This is a genomic window from Pseudoalteromonas sp. SWXJZ94C, from assembly GCF_015864385.1.
In the GTDB taxonomy this organism is placed as follows: Bacteria; Pseudomonadota; Gammaproteobacteria; order Enterobacterales; family Alteromonadaceae; genus Pseudoalteromonas.
In genome coordinates, this window is the sequence record NZ_JADYXF010000033.1 from 1 (window position 1) to 19,162 (window position 19,162).

A 19,162-nucleotide genomic window follows, 5' to 3' on the forward strand; every position below is an offset into this window, starting at 1 on the left:
TCAATGCTAAGAGATGGTGTTTTATGGGAAGCGCCAAAAGTTATAAATTAACTATTGACGCCATAGTCTCTTGTTAGTTAGCTGTGATTCTCTTATGGAAAATGAAACAAGTGAAAATCGTTCAATCTTTTTCTTCTATATAGCTAATTGTCATGCTGCACTTCGTATCATTGAACGAATAGATGTAGACGATACTTGGAGCTGGTCTCAGGAAAGGCAAGTTGCAGAGATACTTAGCCTTCGAAAGGCCGTTGCAGAGTCAGGCTTCAAGACGCTTCATAAGATAATGCAATGTAAAATATTGACAAATATAGCTAACGGAATGAGTTCGCTAGGGCGGTCAATTGAGTCAATTAGCTATTATGACAAGGCACTGTCCCGTATTGATAATTTTGCTATGGCAATAGGTAATAAAGCAATTGGTCAAGTCCATTATGGAGAGCATCTATATGATTATGGACATAGTGGGGTTTTCTTTTTCCATGCGAACAAGGAGCTTAATCGTTTTGGTAATGAGCCACTAATATGGGGTTCTGGCGTTCAACAGGATGCACTAGAGGCTTTTATTCTCTACAAAGACTTTACGGAAGATGCTCTAGAAAGAATTGAGTTCGATAGTAAATTTAATTTCAATGGCTTCTCATTAGGCAAGCATCAAAAAGAGCAGGATTACAGGCGGTGGTGTTTGCAACATAAGCTATTTTTGAATCCTTTGAATGACGTGTTTACCGCTACAATTGCTGCTAATGATGTCTTGCACTTACCGAGTCATGTTTATGCAGTCGGAGAAGAGCCGAGATTTCCCAAGTATTTTAATTTGCTGAAGCAGGAGTTTATAGTCGCTCGCCATATGTTGTACGATTTTACTACAGCCGATATTGAGCACTATGCTGACAATAACGTTCTACTAGAAAATAGTCTAGATGGCGTGTATTTAGGGTATCGAAATGAGTTGCTAAAGAACTCTTTAAGAATATCGTATTCGATCTTTGATAAAATAGCTTTGTTCTTAAACGACTATATGAATATTGGGCTAAAGATAGATTCTGTCAACTTCAGAAATATTTGGGGGTCGTTCAATAAGAAAAAAAAGATGCTAGAAATCTACCCATGTTTCCTAAGTTGTGAAAACTGGCCTTTACGAGGTTTATATTACCTATCTAAAGATTTGTATGCTCCAAACTTTACTGAAGTTGCAGAACCAGAAGCTAAGGAACTGCATACCATCAGGAAAATGGCTGAACATAGATATCTGGGGATTCAAGATTATCCAGCTCAAGCCGATGATAGCGAGTATCTAAAATATATAACTGTCGATGAATTAACCGAAAAAGCTTTAAAGATGATTAAGTTATCTCGTGAAGCTTTAATATATCTATCTTTAGCAATGCACGTTGAAGAGCGAAAACGTGAAGAAGCAAAAGATGATGGCATTGTAGTGCCTATACAATCCTCACGCCTATAAAAAACGCTTGCTTGTTATGTAGTGGATAAGTGAATTTGCCTACTAGGTTAAAGATTCGCAATACCCTTGATAATCCTTTAAAAGCTAATTTAGAAAAATCACTGACAAGGTTTACCCAACCGTCAGCTTTTCGCTCTTTGCCGAAGTTCGGCTTAGTGCTATCAGTCGTAACTCGTTTCTGCCCCAAAATAATTTAGGGCTATAGCCCTAAACAATTCGTAACACTTATTTTTCCTTACTTTATCTAATGATTATGTGCTGGGGAGTGTTTTAAATTGAAATATCACTTAAAAAATCCAATCTGTTATTTTTTCTGGTTTACTGTCAATGCTGTATGCTTTTAACTCTTCCATTAACTCATCACGCCTTTTCTGAATAAACTGAGCCTCCTGAGGTGAACATCCCAGCTTATCAAATATTCTTTTTGCAAAGTCACATGTGTCATAGTGTAATGGCGGATTTTTGACGAATAATTCCGTTATAATAGTCGTAATTAAATGTAGATTTTCTTTAGTAAAGCATTCCGATGCTTCATCTTTTATCCGAGAAAATTGAAGGAGAGTTTTCATTATCAATTCGTCATTTATAAAGTAAGAATAAAACTCATTTAAGAAGTTTTTCGGCACCCATCCTTTAGCTTCATCTAATGAATTCAAAATAGTCAATGAATATGATGCCATTTGCTCTATCCATGTTGAGCATGCTTTATTTGGAGCGGTTTGGAATAGAGCTTCCCATACTTCGGGTTTAAAATTTCCACTTGTATCAAGCTTATATTGAAACATTAATTCAAATAATACATCTGAGTAAGTCGCTCCCCACTTAGTAATAATTGAGCAAAGTTGTATAGAAGTCCCATTACACAGCAATTGATTAAAAGCCTGTTTAAAAAGTGGGTGTGAAGGCTCTTGTGCAATCAACTCGATGACCTTCGGCCAAACGTCCTTTTCTCTGTGATGGGTTCCAATCCCCCACAATGGTTGCGGCTCTCCAATGTACATTTGGACCGCTGATGATAGAAGTTTATGAGGTAAATCTAAAATATCCTCAGCTTGCAACATGTCTGAAGTTTGACAACGCCAATTAGGAATGATTAATTTTAAAAGCTCATAAGGGGCTCTATATGAAGTTAAAACGGCCGCTTGTCGCCAATACTTGTCTTCGCTTTCCGTGCATAGACTTTCGATAACAAGTTCTTTTTCTTCATTTGTTAAAACAGCCCAATCATACATTAGATCAGAAATAACGCGTACAATACATCCGGTCCCATTTAAGGATAATAATCGGCTGATGAGTCCTCCTCTAGCTTCATCGTTCGATTTAGTTATCTTTATCAGTGTATCTGTAACTGCAAGAGCATAATCGTCTGGGAGCGATTTGACCGAAAGCTTTTCAAGTAGCGTTATCCAGCTATCAATAATAGGAATGGTATACTCTAAGTCTAATATTCTGATAGCTTCATTTACTACACAATCTAGACGTCCAAAATTTAACTTAACTTTAGGTGGAAGGGATGATAATGCGATTGGTAAAAGTTGAGCAAACACTTCCCATGGAGGATTTTCTCCCATCTTATGGGGACGTTCGAACACTACAAGATCATCGATAATCGCATTTGCTAACACAGGTTGGTCTGCTAATTTTACTAACTCAGTACATAAGTACTTCTGTCGCTCAAAGTTAAATTGGTTCCAAGATCGCATTGTAGATTTGAATATTGATTCAGCTACTGCGGGATGTCTATCTCTAAAAATACGGGCAAGTATTTGACAATCATTTTCTCGGTTTATTTTAAGCCAGGTTTTTACAGCAAGTGCACGAATCAAACCTTCGTTAATACTTAATATTCGAGATATAGCGCTATGAGTTAACTTTTCGGGTTTGTCTTCTAAGTAAGTTAGTACATCATATGCATCTTTGGGAGTAATAACTATTGCAGCATCATTATGAATGTCAGACAGTATTTTTAAAACTTTATCTTTGTTGCAAGTACTCAACCAAGATGATTCTAGGCTAACGCTTTCACCCATTGGATACCATGGCTGTCCATCTAGCCACTCCAAAATATCTAGATTTTTTCCATTAACTTTATAAATCCATTTACTTTGCTCATTCTCACATTCATTTGGAAAGCTAAACATATTATCAATCAAGAACTCAAAACAGATATCTCGCACCGATGGATAACTAGAGTCTAGGCCACGTTTGGCAAGTTCAAATATTTTAACTTTATCGGTGTCTTTTTTTACCCGTTCGTAAATCCAGTTGAGGTTTCTGGCGCTTGCCCTAGCTGTTGATGGAGATAGACAAAAAATGCCGTTTTTTAAAATCTGCTCTATCCTAGGGAATGCCCTTCGAGTACTAATATTGAATAGTGACTCAGCAGCAGAGCGATAGAACGGATGAGAAAAAGTAGCTTGGTCATAATCATTAAATTCAACCATGCAACGTAGCTCTAATAAATCAAGACTATCTGAATCATCTTGTGAAAGTTCTGGGTTATGCTGGTATTTGGGGAAAACGTGAGTTTCACTATCCTTTGTTTTACCAAAAGAGGAGTAAGTTGAAGATATATGCGAGTAACCATGAAAGTTTGGCTCACTATTTGTTAACGAATAAGCAAGATCCTTTTCATTGACAGGCTCTAGATTACTGCTAGTTATTGCTAGACCCATTAATATATTTTTACACCCTTCTTCACTAAGGGCCTTGCCCAAATCAACAGCATTTTTTCGAGCAAAGCCCAAAACTTGATCGATATTTGAACTGTCTTTAATCTTTCCATGCTCAGCAGCCAAATAAGTTAAACATCCTAGTTCAATATTTATCTTTTCTTTTTTTAACGAGTTGTGCACCATGTTGAAAATATTATTTGAAATAGAAAACTCTCTTCTCAAAGAATCCCAATGATTAAGAAGGAGATCAACTGTTACATCAGAAAGGTCTATCCAATCTTTCCCTACAATACTAGCGTCCGCAAGTATTTCGGTCTCAGTAATCTCTAATAATCGTTCTTGTCCTTGAGCAACAATTAATTTCCTATTTGGGCGTAAGTTAGTGATGAGTCTCTTTAATAGTCCAAGACTTTCATTTGGCTTATTCACAGGATGTATTCCGCCTAATGGATCATCAAGAACAACTAGTCTAGGAGTATGCACTGAGTCAAGTAGAAAACGTTCTGCCTCGTCAACGTACTGAGTCAATAATACGGAATAACCTTCACCTTGAAATTCTGAAGCGATCCATTTAGCGGTGTTACTTTTTCCAACCCTAGGCCTTCCTGATAGCAGTAGGCTCCCATCTCTTTTTAGCTGCTCAATCCAAGCAACTTCATGATTTCTAATAATATAATTTTTTGGACGATTAGATAGTACAGGACTCTCATTGATATATTGTAAGAAAGGAGCAATTGTGTCTTTTTGAGATGTTTTACCATTCTTTATAATGGTAGCTAGCCCATCGATGGTATGGGGAAACATATCATCTGGAATATAAAAATTTTTCCTCAATATTCTACGGCAGCTATCAGTAAGATAATTATTGCTTGTGTTATCTAGAATAATCAATCGGGTAAGTGATTCTTTTACATCTTGGGGGCTTACGGATTCAATGAACTGATCAATATGAATTCTACGAGTAATATTTATAGCAGTCTCAGGTAATGAGTGCACATAAGCTTTAACAGCATTTAAAATTAGTTTAGCATCTTTTTGATTGAACAATTTTGCTTTATGTATGTTTCCATCCCATTCGCCTTTAGGAAGATACTTTTGCAATAAATCGTTTGCTCTACCAGACATTACTAATACAGCGCGAGCATTTTTATTTGAAAGAAGGCGTTCAAGTAAAAAATCACTAGTACCGTAAGCTGGAAAATGCCCAAGGCATTCAGCCACTTTGTCATAAGTTACAGGTTCTTCAGAGCCTTTTACCTGAATTTCAAATTGGAGTAATTGACCTGTATCATTGAGGAAAGATAACTCAGCATCTTCTCCTCCGTCAGGTTCAACTAAAAATGTCGTACCATCCTTATCGTAAAATTTTAGGATGTAGTGGATACACACAAGGTCTTGAAAGTCATATTTAACTGGACCAGTTAAGGCTATAGACATAAATAACACACCTAGATAAAAGCCAATATTTATTGGGCAACATCATACAGATAGAGTGGTTGAAGTGGAATGCGTAATTGGTATGGTAACTCTGGTGGTTTGGAATAGAAAAAGTTATTCGAAAGCTCAGAGTTTTCAAAGCTTGGTAACACGGAAATGTCCAAAAACGAGTTTACCCGACCGTCTGCTTATCGCTCATTTTTGTCTGTCAGGTTTCAGGTATTAGCTTCTACATATTAATAGTTAGCTCTGGGTTTAATCGTACTTGGTCTCGCTCTGTTTAAGCATCATATTTGTGATGTTTTCTGTAATAGTGCTCACTCTATTTATGTCTTTAAATACACGTCTTAACAGGTTTGTAATCGCAATTTAAAATAGCGATAAAAGTAGCGTGCTTACATTTTTATTAAATAAGCTAAATTGTGAATTGAGTTTTAAATTATTAAAATTTAATGAAGTAGCATTGGTTAGTTTGTAACTTTTTATTTTGAAGGATATTTAATTCTTAAAAGCGCGATGTAAAATCGCACCTACGAATATATCCAAAACTCGGTACTATCTCTTACTAAAAACTAAGTACTGCCTCCTGAAAATTACTTTCTAAAAGTAATAAAAAAGCCTAAAAGCGGTTACCCACTTTTAGGCTTAGTAATTTTGTATTTTAAACACGTATTAAAAACATCTATTTAAAACACTTATTTCATTTATGCAGCTAAATTAGCTGGCGATCATAATGCTTTTAACATTTACGAACTCACGCATACCAAAGCCGCCGTGTTCTCGGCCGTAGCCACTGCCTTTAACACCACCAAACGGTAGGTTAGGTTGTGCTAAACCGTAGCCGTTAATGTTGATCATGCCGGTGTCGAAGTACTTTTTAGCAAGCTCAATGGCTTTTTTCTCATCTTTTGAGAAAATACCACCGCCTAAACCGTAGCGAGAGTCGTTGGCGATACGCATTGCATCGTCGTTGTCTTTTGCTTTAATAAGTGAAGCAACTGGACCAAATAATTCGTCGTCGTAGGCTGGCATACCTGGCGATAAGTTATCGAGTAGCGTAGGCGGGTAGTAGTAACCTGTTTGCGATGGAATTTCGCCACCCGTTACTATGTTTGCACCTGCTTTAACAGACTCCATAACTTGGTCATGAATGCCGTCGCGTAAATCTTCACGTGCCATTGGACCTAAGTCAGTATCGTCTGCCATTGGGTCGCCCATTTTCATGGCTTCAAACTGCTCTTTTATTTGTGCTTTAAAGTCATCATAAAGAGACTCAACCACTACATAACGTTTGGCTGAAACACACGTTTCACCGTTATTAATCATACGCCCTGTTACACAGGTTTTAACTGCAAGCTCTAAGTCGGCGTCATCAAGTACTAAGTAGGCGTCATTACTACCAAGTTCGAGTACTGTTTTTTTGACGTGTTTACCGGCTTCTTCAGCTACTTTTTTACCTGTAGCATCACTACCCGTAAAGGTTACGCCGCTAATAGCTTTATGCGAAATTAATGAACTAGCTGTTTTACCGTCGATAAGTAAATTGTTAAAACAGTACTCTGGGAAACCGGCTTGTTTAAATAGCTCTTCAATTTTTTCAGCCATGCCAAATACGTTACCAGCATGCTTTAATACGGTAGTGTTACCAGCCATGATGTTGGCTGCACTGTAGCGAATTACTTGATAAAGCGGGAAGTTCCACGGCTGAATGCCTAATAGTACGCCTGTTGGTTGGTAGCTAATGATTGCTCGCCCACCATCCATATCGCGTTCTTCGTCAGCAAGTACTTGTGGACCGTTTTCAGCAGTATAACGACAAATGTTAGCGCACAACTCAACTTCTTGAAAACCTTGTTTGTACACTTTACCCATTTCTTCGGTCATGAGTTTTGCGATAGCTTCTTTTTGTTCTTCAAAAAGTGAAGCTAATTTATTAAGGTATTTTGCACGTTCGGTAAATGACGTTAAGCGCCATTTTAAATATGTTTCGTGAGATTTTTCAATTACCTGCTCAGCTTCTTTTTGAGAAAGTAGTGTATAGGTTTCAATGGTTTTCTCAGTTGCCGGATTAATCGTTTTAACTGTGTTACTCATTTCTATCTCCTTACAAATTTAGTAGTTTGAAAGGGTGCAAGGCTAAAGCCAGTTTTTTAAATTACTGTTTTTTGTTTTTATTACATTGATTTTGTTAGTTAATTTTGTGTTTTTTGCTGGTGGGTTACTTTTTTAATATAAGGCATGAAGTGTTTAATGTAGTAAAATTTTCTGAGTGTTGCAAAATTTACAACACCCGCAAGGTACAGCAATAGTTAGTTTTATATTAGCTCGTCGGCAATGCGCTTTAGTAAGTAGGTTTCTCGTAAAATAGAGAGCCCTTGTTTTTCGCTGTTTGCCAGCGTGCGTTCGTTATGTGCAATTGCATCGTTAATATTAACCCATTTAGCGGTCATGCCATTTTGTTGCTCGTAATGCTCTAATTGTGCTTTGCCAAACTCGTCAGCAATATTGCATATATAGCAATATGATTTGATGTGAATAATGTCAAAATCGTCTTTATACCAAGGGCGATATTCTTCATAGAGCCCAAAGGCTTTAACTACATTTATTTGTTGTGCGCCGGTTTCCTCATTGAGTTCACGTATTAAACCTTGTTCAATGCTTTCACCTTCATCTACTCCACCACCAGGCAAGCTGTAGTCTTCATAACGGTTTGTGTACATTAATAATATTTTGTTATTTTTAATTACAATGGCGCGAGCTGTTAAGCGTGTAAATTGACTACCTTGATCAATATTAATACCTGAATGAACTAAGGTTTTTAATTGCTTCATTTAGTCTCCTTTATTGAGTTTTTAATAATAGCAGTTGCTACCATTCTGTAAATAGAAACGATTTCAATTATTTTTTATTTTTTATGATCGATTTTTTTAAGCATACGTAAATATAAGGTTGGTAATATAAGAGGTATTTAGCCACTTCAGTTAATTTAAATAATTAGATTCTGAGTGTGCCTTTAAATTAGTATTTATGATGCGTAGAATAACAAAAAAGCATAGGGATTTATCATGTTAAACATACTTTTAGTAGATGATGACGTCGAGTTTAGTGACGTTGTATGCCACATAGTCGAATTCCTCGGCCACAATATAAACACCGCAACCAGTTTAAAAGAAGCACATCAATGGTTTGAAAATAATACCTTTGATCATGTGCTGTTAGATTTTATGTTACCAGACGGCAGCGGTTTGCACTTACTTGATCATTTAAAAATGATTGGGCAATCTCCAAAAATTACACTTATTTCGGGCCACCCTTCAGTTAAAGGTATTTTAGCTGAAATGTGTGAGCCAAATGTAGGGCATTTATTAAAGCCATTACAACGCGAAGATTTAGAACTGGTTTTAAATGGCCCTAAAAAGGCAGTTAAAAAAGCAAAGTCGAGCGGTATAACGCGTCACTTTGGTGGCTTAATTGGCGAATCAGAGGTAATGCACAAGCTTTACAATATGATTGAACGCGTTGCTAAAACAAACGCGAACGTGATGTTAATGGGTGAAAGTGGTGCAGGTAAAGAAGTTGTAGCTCAAGCTATCCATAACGCCAGCCAGTGTGAAGGCCCGTTAGTGGCGAGTAACTGTGGTGCGCTTTCAAAAGAGTTAATTGGTAGTGAATTATTTGGCCATGAAAAAGGCGCCTTTACAGGCGCTATAGCCCGTAAAGAAGGGGTGTTTGAGCAATCAAATAACGGTACTTTGTTTTTAGATGAAGTAACCGAAATGCCAATAGATATGCAACCAAATCTACTGCGAGTGCTTGAAACTAAAAAAGTAACACGCGTAGGTGGGAATAGAGAAATACCCACTAATTGTCGTGTTATTTCCGCTACTAACCGCTCGCTTACCGATTTAGCGCAAAATAATATTATTCGTGAAGATATTTATTTTAGGCTGGCTGTTTTTCCTATTGATATACCGCCGCTTCGCGACAGAAAAGAAGATATCCCTTTATTGGCAAAAGCATTTTTAGATCAACTTAATGACGAAAATGGCACTGCCTTTAGCTGGACTCCAGCACAGCTTAAAGAGCTACAAAGCTATGAGTGGCCAGGTAATGTGCGCGAAATTCGCCATGCAATACACCGAGCATTTATTATGAGCGATCCACAAACCAGCGATATTATTTTGCCTGAGAATTTAGAATCGCCTTTTTCGCGTGTTAATAATCAAGCTGCAGATAAGCCTGTATCGGCAGGGCAAACTATTGAAGAAGTTGAAAAAGAACTTATTCATGCAACGCTTGATAAAGTTCAAGGTAACAAAACACTCGCTGCGCAAATGTTGGGTATTAGTACTAAAACACTTTATAACCGCCTTAATGCATACGGCGGTATTGGCGAATATAAATAGATCTAAGGAAGGGTATGACATCTGAAAACCAAACAGAGCAACTAAATAAATTAGTACACGATGCAAGAGCGCCGCTTAATCGTATATCGATGAATGCAGAGCTTATTAAATTGGTACTTGAAAACGATATGCCAAAAGAAAAAGCGTTAGATGCGCTTGATAAAATTATCAATAATTGTCAACAGTGCAGTGCAAGTTTACAAAAAATATCAGACTCTCAATAAATAGTAAGTGTTGTATAAACTTTAATTCGGGAAGCTAAATGAGCAAGCAAAAACAGCAAAGTAAAGCGAATATTACTTGGGCAGCTTTTATAGTTGTTGTGTTGAGTATTATTGTGGGGAACGCATTTTTAGCATTGAACACCATTCAAGGTTTAACGCAAACCCAAAAGAGTTTAGACAACACTAATATGCTGACTACAGCAATTGAGCAACTGCATTTATCAATAGTGCAGGCTGAGTCGGGTCAGCGCGGTTACTTATTAACAGAAGAGACTGATTATTTAACGCCTTATTATGATGCTATTGGGCAAATTGAGGCTCAAACAAATCATGTTAAGTCGCTTCATTCTGAAATCGACGGTCAAGCAGAGCGTATTGCCGAGCTGTTAGTGCTTGTAGAGAGTAAAATTAAAGAGCTAAAACAAACGGTTAATCTTGCTTTAGATGATAAAGAGCGACGAGCACTTTATGTACTCAATACGCACAAGGGACGAGAGCTTTATAAGCAAATTCTTGAGCATGTTAATGAAGTTCAAGACCGTGAGTTACTCTTTAAAGTAAGTCATTTTTCTAAATTAGCTAATATAAAAAACGAAGCTAAAATTACGTTTGCTATCACTGCAATCACAAGCGCTTTGCTTATTATTGGCATGTTTGTGATGACGCGCCTTAATTTAAGAAACGCTGCACAGTATCGTTTTGAGCTTGAAAAACAAAACGAGACGTTAGCAATTAAAGTGTCTGAACGTACGCAAGAGCTAACGTTGTACTCTGATGAGCTGAGCCGAAGTAACCGAGAGCTAGAAGAATTTGCTTTTGTGGCGAGCCATGATTTACAAGAACCCCTTAGAAAAATTCAGGCATTTAGTGATCGCCTCGAAACCATGTTTAAAGATGAGCTAGGTGAAAAGGGGATTGATTACATTGGGCGCATGAAAAATGCAGCGCAACGTATGTCTAATTTAATAAATGATTTATTAGAGTTTTCGCGTATTACAACACGCGGCAAAGACTTTGATGACACAAATTTAAACGAAGTGGTAGCCGATATATTAAGTGATTTAGAAATAGCGATAAAAGAGTCTGATGCACAAATTGACGTAGAAGACCTACCGGTTATTCAGGCTGATAAAAGCCAAATGCAGCAACTGTTTTTAAATTTGTTGTCTAATGCGGTTAAATTTAGACGCCCAGATATAAGCCCACATATAAAAATTAGTTATCAGGATGAAGATATTTTTAGTGCTGATCATAATGCACATTTAAGTTTTCAAGTTATTACGATAACAGATAACGGCATTGGCTTTTCACAAGACTACGCCGATAAAATATTTGTACCGTTTCAACGTTTGCACGGTCGTTCACAATATAAAGGCACTGGTATTGGTCTTTCTGTTTGTAGGCGTATAGTGGAGCGTCATGGCGGAACAATTACAGCAAAAAGTACAGACGGTGAAGGTGCAACCTTCATTATAAAACTACCTGTGGAAGCTGCGCTTTTCACATTGCAAGGAGAGGCTTAAATGCCCTATTCAAAAGTAAAACCTATTACTATTTTAATGGCAGACGATGATGAAGATGATCGTTTGTTAACACAAGATGCCCTTGCCGAAAGCCGTGTACTTAACGAACTTCATTTTGTTGAAGACGGCGTCGAGTTACTTGAATACTTAGAGCGTAAAGGTAAGTTTGAAGACAAAACTGTATCGCCACGACCAGGCTTGATATTGCTTGATTTAAACATGCCAAGAATGGATGGTCGAGAGGCGCTTGAAGCAATTAAAGCAAACCCTAACTTAAAGGGTATTCCGGTTGTTATTTTAACTACGTCTAAGCAAGAAGAAGACATGGTTAAAGGGTATAACTTAGGTGCAGCATCTTACATAACCAAACCAGTAACATTTGACGGTTTGGTTGATTTGATGAAAACCCTAGGAAAATATTGGGTAGAGTTTGTAGAGCTACCGACAACATTTAACGATTAATGGAGATTTTATGTTAGATAAAGTGACTCAGTTGCTGCTTGTAGAAGATGATGAAGATGATTACATACTCACCTGCGACTATTTGGACCAATTGGATTCACACACGTTTAACATTCAATGGATAAGCTCTCCAGAGCAGGCAATTGCAACGCTTAGTAAAAATGAGCATGACATTTGCCTGCTCGATTACCGCTTGGGTGCATCTAATGGTTTAGATGTATTAAAGGAAGCCATTGCTAATGGCTTTAGCGGCCCAATTATTATGCTTACCGGGCAGTCAAACGACGAGTTAGACTCGGCAGCGCTTGATGCCGGTGCAGTAGATTACTTAATAAAAACAGAAATGAGCTCTAGCCGCTTTGCGCGCGCTATTCGTTATGCACTTGCTCGTAAAGATGTTGAAGGTGAGCGAGTAGAGCGTTTAAAAGCCGAAGCTGAAAATCGCTCAAAAGATCGCTTTTTAGCTCACTTGAGCCACGAATTAAGAACCCCTCTATCATCTATTTTAGGTTATACCGAGCTATTAATGCAGAGCGACTTTAGTCAGCAAGCAGAAAATGAGCTAGGTGTTATTTATCGAAATGGTAAGCATTTATTGAGCTTGTTAAACGATGTACTCGATTTATCTAAAATAGCAGCCGATAAACTAGAGCTGACCTTAAGTGAAGTTAATCTTGATAGCATGCTAGCCGACGTATACACGTTAATGCGTGTGTCGGTGCTTGATAAGGGCCTTACGCTGCGCTTTGAATCTCATCAGCCATTGCCTTTGGTTGCACGACTTGATGCAACAAGAGTTCGCCAAATTTTAATAAATCTAATAAACAATGCGGTTAAATTTACCGATAAAGGCGAAATTGTTGTTAATGCGTGGATGCAATGGGTTGATGATCGTGAAATGCTATTTTTTAGCATTAAAGATTCGGGTATGGGAATTGCCCATGAAAAACAAGAACTTATATTTAAGCCATTTGAACAAATAGCCGATGTAGAATCTCGATCTGTAGGTGGAGCTGGTCTTGGCTTGGCAATATGTGCTGAATTATTAGCGCGTATGCACGGTGACATTAGTTTACATTCTGAAATAGGCAAAGGCTCTATGTTTACTATTTCGGTTTACCCAGGTGATATTAGCGAAGTAGAGCGACAAGTACTTAATTTTAGTAGTGTTCCGCAGTTACAAAATAAATCGGCTCCTTGCAAAGTACATGGGCGAGTATTGGTTGTTGATGATTTACGTGATTTACGCATGCTAGTTGGTCATATGATCAGTACCTGTGGCGCGCGAGTAGATTTCGCTGAGCACGGTCAACAAGCACTTGAAAAAGTACGAATTGCAGATGCATATAAAGCGCCTTACGATATTATTTTTATCGATATTCATATGCCTGTAATGGGTGGTAAAGAAGCGACTATAGAGCTCAGGAAAATGGGTTATAAAGGTCCAATAATCGCGCTTACTGCCGCTACTATGAAAGGCATACATGAGGAACTAGCTGCACTTGGTTTTAACGATGTAATACCAAAGCCTGTAGATAGTGCTGCTTTATATCAGTGTTTACAAGATTACTTAGTCGCACCAGAGTATGCACCACAGGCCAAAGATATAAACAGTACTAAGGGTTTAACTGAGAAAAAACAGCGCTTTTTACTCGTAGAAGACGATCACGATGCAGCGCAAATTACACAGTTACTTTTAGAGAGTTTAGGTGTTGAAACGGTGATAGCATCGAGTTGCGCGCAGTGTTTGCAAATACTCAATCACGACCAACAATTTAATAAAGTATTACTAGATATGCATTTACCCGATGGGAGCGGCATTGACTTAGGGCAAAAAGTCAATGAGCGTTATCCAGATCTACGTTTGGTGATCGTAAGTGGTGCCGAACCCGATCCTAGGCAAATAAAAGATTTAAATATTGACCGAGTTTTACTTAAACCTATTAATTTGAGCTTACTTGAAACGCTTATTAGCTAGGACCTGTTTATCTTTCGAGGTTGAATTTGCAGCAGTATGTTTGGTATTTAGGTTAAGGCAGAGCCTGTGTAGTGTGGTTATTCCCCATAAATAGGCAATAACGTAGCATAAAGGCAAGACATGCGCTGCCAGAAGGGTTCTGCCCAGGGACTATTTACTCTTTGTTGCCTACATAGATGTCGGTAAGGGGCGTGAGCAGGACGCGGAAGCTTTGCTCGGTTTTTACTTATTCTTACATGGATGTAAGTCAGTAGAATAACGCAGGAGCAGTTATCGAGCCCACTAGGTTACAAACATCGCGCCGCGATTAAATAACCCCTAGATTGAACAAATTTTAATCCTGAAAGGTCAACAGGTCCTATTAACTGAGACGTTATTTATATGCATTCAATAAAGTTAGTATCTGAAAAATTAACACCATCAAAAGTAGTGTGTGTTGGTCGTAACTATACCGCACACATTACAGAGCTAAACAACGAAACGCCAGACCAAATGGTGTTATTTAACAAACCAAACAGCGCGATTACGGATACGTTATTTGCAGCTCATAACGGCGATACGCTGCATTATGAAACTGAGTTATGTTTTGTCGTTAAAAATAAAAAACTTGTTGGGGTTGGGCTAGGTTTAGATTTAACTAAACGTACCGTACAAAGTAAATTAAAAAATAAAGGGCTGCCATGGGAGCGAGCTAAAGCGTTTGACGGCTCTGTTATTTTAAGTGACTTTGTAGAATTAACTGATGAAATGCAGCACTTTAAGTTCGAACTTAAAATTAATAATGAAGTCATTCAGCAAGGCGATTCTCATTTTATGCTTTATAAGCCTGAATCAATTTTGCAAGAAATTAGTGAATTTATGAGCTTAGAAGATGGCGATATTATTATGACAGGTACGCCAGCGGGAGTAGGTGAGGTGACTGCTGATTGTATTTTTAAAGTAGCACTTTACACTAACGAACAATGCTTGCTTGAGCAGCAGTGGTGTGCGAATTAAAATTTAATACATAGTCACTATAGTGCTGTCTAAAGTTATTAGTACCGTTGTTTAGCCAGTCATATTGAGTATGTTGATATTCATAAGATTGTAATATTTTATTTTTTAATGCGAAGTTAATTTTATTTATAGCTTGTTCGGCAAAGTTATTAGGTGCATTAACTGCGCAACTCACAGCACCTTGAATAACTGTATTGTAATTTTCTTCGATTGGTATGCTTACAAGGTTATTAAACTTATTTTGTTGTTTAAAATAGTTAATCATAAATGGGTAATCAATTACATAATCTAAAAAACCGTAATTTAGCTGTGTTGTTAATGCTTGGCTCTGATCTTTCAAATTTAAAGGTGCGTTAATATGCAGAACTCTATTATTAATAATTGTATTTATGTTTGGTGAAAACCTTCTAGTTGCAGCTTGACCATAAATATAGTTCTGATCAGTTAATAAACTAATTAAATGAATAGGGTTACCGTACTTTTTAGTAAGTATAGGCTTAAGTGCTTTTGTTGTAATAACAGAAAACGGCGGGTACACAGCTGTTGGGTTTGAGTATTTAAACATCTGATTAGAGTGGTTTTTATAAAGAGTACACGGCAAGCAGATATTTTTACCTTCAGCTAAATATTTATGAATTCGCGCTTGCGGAACTGCTAAACGAGTATGTTTTACCCCAGGGATATTATTTATAAGTTGCTCTGTTAAGTTGTCGCATAAGCCACCTTGTGGTGAGCGCTCACTTTTAGCAATATGAAATGGGGCAGTATGGCTTTGTAGCCAAATGATTTCTTGTAAAGGCTGTTTTTCTTGCTCAGAAGCGCATACGTTATATGTTATAAATAATGAAAGTACAAAGTATCCGTTTTTTGGCATAGTCAATGACTCTTAACATAACAAAAGTTAATTAAAGTATAGCGTTAGTCGTTTAGCGAATAAATTTTTACAAAAAGTTTATTGTTAATAAGTAGCCATAATAGCACTACCTATTAACGAAGTACGAATTTAATATGGCATCGGAAAGTTTCTAAAAATAGCATTTATATCGGCTAAAATTTTGTCGCTCAACGTTATGCTAAATGCGTCTATGTCTTCCTTTAATTGAGCTATAGATGTTGCCCCAATAATTGAAGAAGTAACCCCATCAACCTGATTACACCACGCTAGTGCAAGCTGTGCTGGGGTAATATTATTTTCACGAGCAAGCTCTACATATTGCTTTGTTGCTTGCTCTGCGTTTGGTGTATCTCTAAAAATACCGTTACGCTGCATAAAGGTCCAGCGAGAGCCTTCTGGTCGGGCACCGTTTAAATATTTACCCGTCAATAAACCAGCAGCTAAAGGTGACCACGGTAAATAAGCTATATCCTCATGAACACATTGCTCAATTAAATATGGCCAATCTTTAGCGTGGGCTAAGCTAAATTCGTTTTGAATAGACACCATGCGCGGCAAATCGTGCTCTTTGGCTAAGCTTAAAAACTGGCTTATACCCCATGGTGTATCGTCAGACAAACCACAATGCTTAATTTTTCCTGCTTTTACGCAGTCATTTAAACCTTCTAAAATATCAAGCATGCTGGCTTGTTGCTCTTGTGTATTTACATCAGTAAATTTGAGCGTACCGGGCCATTGCCTACCAAAGTGTGGAGTAGAGCGGTTTGGCCAATGTAATTGGTATAAATCAATATAATCAGTTTGTAGACGCTTTAGGGAACTATCGACTGCTTCAATAACTGTTTGGCGAGTAATATTGCCGCCATCACGAACCCACGATAAACCGTTACCAGCAATTTTAGTCGCGAGTACGATCTCACTACGTTTTTGCTTATTTCGTGATAACCAATCGCCAATAATTAGCTCTGTTTTACCATAAGTTTCAGGAGACGGTGGCACAGCATACATTTCGGCTGTATCAATAAAATTTACGCCTTGCGCAAGAGCATAAGTTATTTGTTCATCAGCATCGCTTTGTGTATTTTGCTTACCCCATGTCATGCTGCCTAAACATACTCGAGAAACATTAATACCACTGCTACCTAGTGGACTGTATTGCATGAAAGTTCCTTATTAGTCGTCTTGAGCATAGCTAATTAAAGCTGATAAAAGAGGCTCTGAAATAGGGGCTTTTTTCCCTGTTGTAAAATCAAACATAACTACTTTTGAGTTGCCGGTTGTAGTTACTGCATTTTGTGCGTGACTAAATACGGTGTAATTCATCACAAAGCGATCGGTTTTAATATCTGTAATTGTAACGCCTACAGTAAGCGTATCTGGAAAAGTAACTGGGCGCTTATAACGAATGTTATTTTCGCTTATAACAGGACCAGTACTATTTGGGCTAATGGTATCAAATAAGTTTATTTTATTTAAAAAGTCGATTCGGGCTATTTCAAAATAACGTAAATAAACGACATTATTTACGTGTTGAAGGGCATCCATATCTGCCCAAGCTACGGTTATATCGGTATGAATAGGGTGCTGTTCTTTAAACGCTTGCATGCACTTATAGCTCTTAGTTTTAAAGTACTTAGATTATCAATATGAAGTAACTACCTCAAGATATCAATCGTCGTTTTAATAATTTTAGTTGAATGAAATTAATTTTGAGACTAGAGTTAAATTACACACTGTAGTACACAATAGGACACACACATTGCAAAATATAATTAGTTGGGCTTTGGCTTCTTTGATTTTTATTGCGTCTTTTACCTGCTTTGCGATGGGTAATGCACCGGGCGCAGTTACGTTACTTGTGATAGGTTTTTTAACAGAGTTTGCCTTTTGGATGCACTGTTCTAATAAAACACAAGTGATTAAATAATTAGTTCATTGCGCAGATACTTGCTAATTAAAAGTGATTACATAATAATGGCTGTATAAATAAACAGTTGTTATTGTGGTGATGAAAAAGTTTATTCACATAGATATGGATTGCTTTTATGCAGCCGTAGAAATGCGCGATAACCCTAAGCTTGCAAGTGTTCCACTGGCAATTGGGGGGAATAGTCGTCGTGGGGTTCTTTCCACGGCGAACTATATTGCAAGAGAATATGGTGTGCGATCGGCTATGTCGAATTATCATGCCAAACAACTGTGCCCCGATTTAGTTATTGTACCTGGGCGTATGGCTGTTTATAAAGAAGCCTCAAATCAAATACGTGAAGTATTTAACCGTTACACAGACTTAATTGAACCTCTCTCTCTTGACGAAGCCTATCTTGATGTAACAGACAGTACCGTTTGTAAAGGCAGTGCCACACTTATAGCTCAACAAATTCGTGCTGATATTTATAATGCAACGGGGCTTACTGCATCAGCAGGCATTGCGCCTATTAAGTTTATTGCAAAAATAGCCAGTGATGAAAATAAACCCAATGGTCAATTTGTTGTGTTACCCAATGAAGTAGATGACTTTTTAGCACAGTTACCATTAGGTAAAATTCCGGGAGTGGGTAAAGTTACGCTCGAAAAACTCAACTTAAAAGGGTTATATACCGGTAAAGATATACGCGAAAAAGGCGTAAACTGGATGCAGCAACATGTGGGTAATTTTGGTGTGTCGCTTTATCAAAAATGTGCTGGTGAGTATGTTGGTCAGGTGTCTACTAACCGAATTAGAAAGTCGCTAAGTGTTGAGCATACCTATGAGTATAATAAAAATAGCTTACAAGAATGCCTTGATCAGCTTCCTAAATTACTAGACGAATTAACAATACGTTTGAATAAGCAGCAATTAGAAAACCGAATTAATAAACTGAGTGTTAAGGTAAAGTTTGCAAACTTTGTAGTGACCTCTGCGGATCAGGCATATCATCAATTAAATACTGAAATTTTTGCTCAATTGCTTACAAAAGCCCACCAGCGAGGGCTCCAGCAACCAGTACGATTATTAGGGATTGGCGTTGGTATTAAAAATAAACCAGAACAAAACCAACAACTCAGTATTCTTGATTAGTTAAGTAAAGTTGTAACTTTAAGTTGCCAATAAAGTAAGG

Annotated in this window: 15 protein-coding genes; 9 read left to right on the forward strand and 6 right to left on the reverse strand. The window is 37.5% G+C overall.

Annotated elements, in window-relative coordinates:
- The first annotated feature begins 94 nt into the window (after positions 1–94).
- Positions 95–1,465 (forward strand): LA2681 family HEPN domain-containing protein, encoded by a 1,371-nt coding sequence (locus tag I6F65_RS14405; RefSeq protein ID WP_197113526.1) that lies wholly within the window; start codon positions 95–97, stop codon positions 1,463–1,465.
- A 287-nt stretch (positions 1,466–1,752) separates the two neighbouring features.
- Here the strand turns inward: I6F65_RS14405 and I6F65_RS14410 are convergent, their stop codons facing one another.
- The 3 genes from I6F65_RS14410 to I6F65_RS14420 all read right to left on the reverse strand — a co-directional run bounded on the left by I6F65_RS14410 (position 1,753) and on the right by I6F65_RS14420 (position 8,408).
- A complete protein-coding gene (locus I6F65_RS14410; RefSeq protein ID WP_197113529.1) occupies positions 1,753–5,577 on the reverse strand; it encodes a hypothetical protein in 3,825 nt (1,274 codons plus the stop codon).
- A 717-nt stretch (positions 5,578–6,294) separates the two neighbouring features.
- Positions 6,295–7,671 (reverse strand): NAD-dependent succinate-semialdehyde dehydrogenase, encoded by a 1,377-nt coding sequence (locus I6F65_RS14415; protein WP_197113532.1) that lies wholly within the window; start codon positions 7,669–7,671, stop codon positions 6,295–6,297.
- 221 nt (positions 7,672–7,892) lie between these two features.
- Positions 7,893–8,408, reverse strand: a complete 516-nt coding sequence (locus I6F65_RS14420) for an NUDIX hydrolase (protein ID WP_024612358.1) — start codon at positions 8,406–8,408, stop codon at positions 7,893–7,895.
- 234 nt (positions 8,409–8,642) lie between these two features.
- On the opposite strand from I6F65_RS14420, the gene I6F65_RS14425 reads away from it, so the two are divergent.
- From I6F65_RS14425 to I6F65_RS14450, 6 genes are all read left to right on the forward strand, one after another.
- Complete coding sequence (locus I6F65_RS14425; protein WP_197113535.1) at positions 8,643–9,983, forward strand: sigma-54 dependent transcriptional regulator; 1,341 nt, start codon at positions 8,643–8,645, stop codon at positions 9,981–9,983.
- Between the two features lie 14 nt (positions 9,984–9,997).
- Positions 9,998–10,207: a histidine kinase gene (locus I6F65_RS14430; RefSeq protein ID WP_197113537.1), complete on the forward strand. Its 210-nt coding sequence runs from the start codon at positions 9,998–10,000 to the stop codon at positions 10,205–10,207.
- Between the two features lie 38 nt (positions 10,208–10,245).
- Positions 10,246–11,730, forward strand: a complete 1,485-nt coding sequence (locus tag I6F65_RS14435; protein WP_024612361.1) for an ATP-binding protein — start codon at positions 10,246–10,248, stop codon at positions 11,728–11,730.
- Entirely contained in the window at positions 11,731–12,192 is a 462-nt protein-coding gene (locus tag I6F65_RS14440) for a response regulator (protein ID WP_007581526.1), read from the forward strand.
- A 10-nt stretch (positions 12,193–12,202) separates the two neighbouring features.
- Positions 12,203–14,170: a hybrid sensor histidine kinase/response regulator gene (locus I6F65_RS14445; protein WP_197113539.1), complete on the forward strand. Its 1,968-nt coding sequence runs from the start codon at positions 12,203–12,205 to the stop codon at positions 14,168–14,170.
- A gap of 381 nt (positions 14,171–14,551) precedes the next feature.
- On the forward strand, positions 14,552–15,166 hold the full coding sequence (locus I6F65_RS14450) for a fumarylacetoacetate hydrolase family protein (RefSeq protein ID WP_197113540.1): 615 nt from the start codon (positions 14,552–14,554) through the stop codon (positions 15,164–15,166).
- Here the strand turns inward: I6F65_RS14450 and I6F65_RS14455 are convergent.
- The 3 genes from I6F65_RS14455 to I6F65_RS14465 form a co-directional block, all read right to left on the reverse strand.
- Entirely contained in the window at positions 15,123–16,040 is a 918-nt protein-coding gene (locus I6F65_RS14455) for an ABC transporter substrate-binding protein (RefSeq protein ID WP_197113542.1), read from the reverse strand. The genes I6F65_RS14450 and I6F65_RS14455 overlap by 44 nt on opposite strands.
- 129 nt (positions 16,041–16,169) lie before the next feature.
- Positions 16,170–17,222 (reverse strand): aldo/keto reductase, encoded by a 1,053-nt coding sequence (locus I6F65_RS14460; RefSeq protein ID WP_197113544.1) that lies wholly within the window; start codon positions 17,220–17,222, stop codon positions 16,170–16,172.
- Positions 17,223–17,234: 12 nt separating this feature from the next.
- On the reverse strand, positions 17,235–17,666 hold the full coding sequence (locus I6F65_RS14465) for a thioesterase family protein (RefSeq protein WP_024612367.1): 432 nt from the start codon (positions 17,664–17,666) through the stop codon (positions 17,235–17,237).
- A 154-nt stretch (positions 17,667–17,820) separates the two neighbouring features.
- Between I6F65_RS14465 and I6F65_RS14470 the strand changes: the two genes are divergently transcribed.
- Both I6F65_RS14470 and dinB read left to right on the forward strand, forming a co-directional pair.
- Complete coding sequence (locus I6F65_RS14470) at positions 17,821–17,988, forward strand: hypothetical protein (RefSeq protein ID WP_173399995.1); 168 nt, start codon at positions 17,821–17,823, stop codon at positions 17,986–17,988.
- An 81-nt stretch (positions 17,989–18,069) separates the two neighbouring features.
- Positions 18,070–19,122 (forward strand): DNA polymerase IV, encoded by a 1,053-nt coding sequence (gene dinB, locus I6F65_RS14475; RefSeq protein WP_033024493.1) that lies wholly within the window; start codon positions 18,070–18,072, stop codon positions 19,120–19,122.
- The last annotated feature ends 40 nt before the right edge of the window (positions 19,123–19,162 follow it).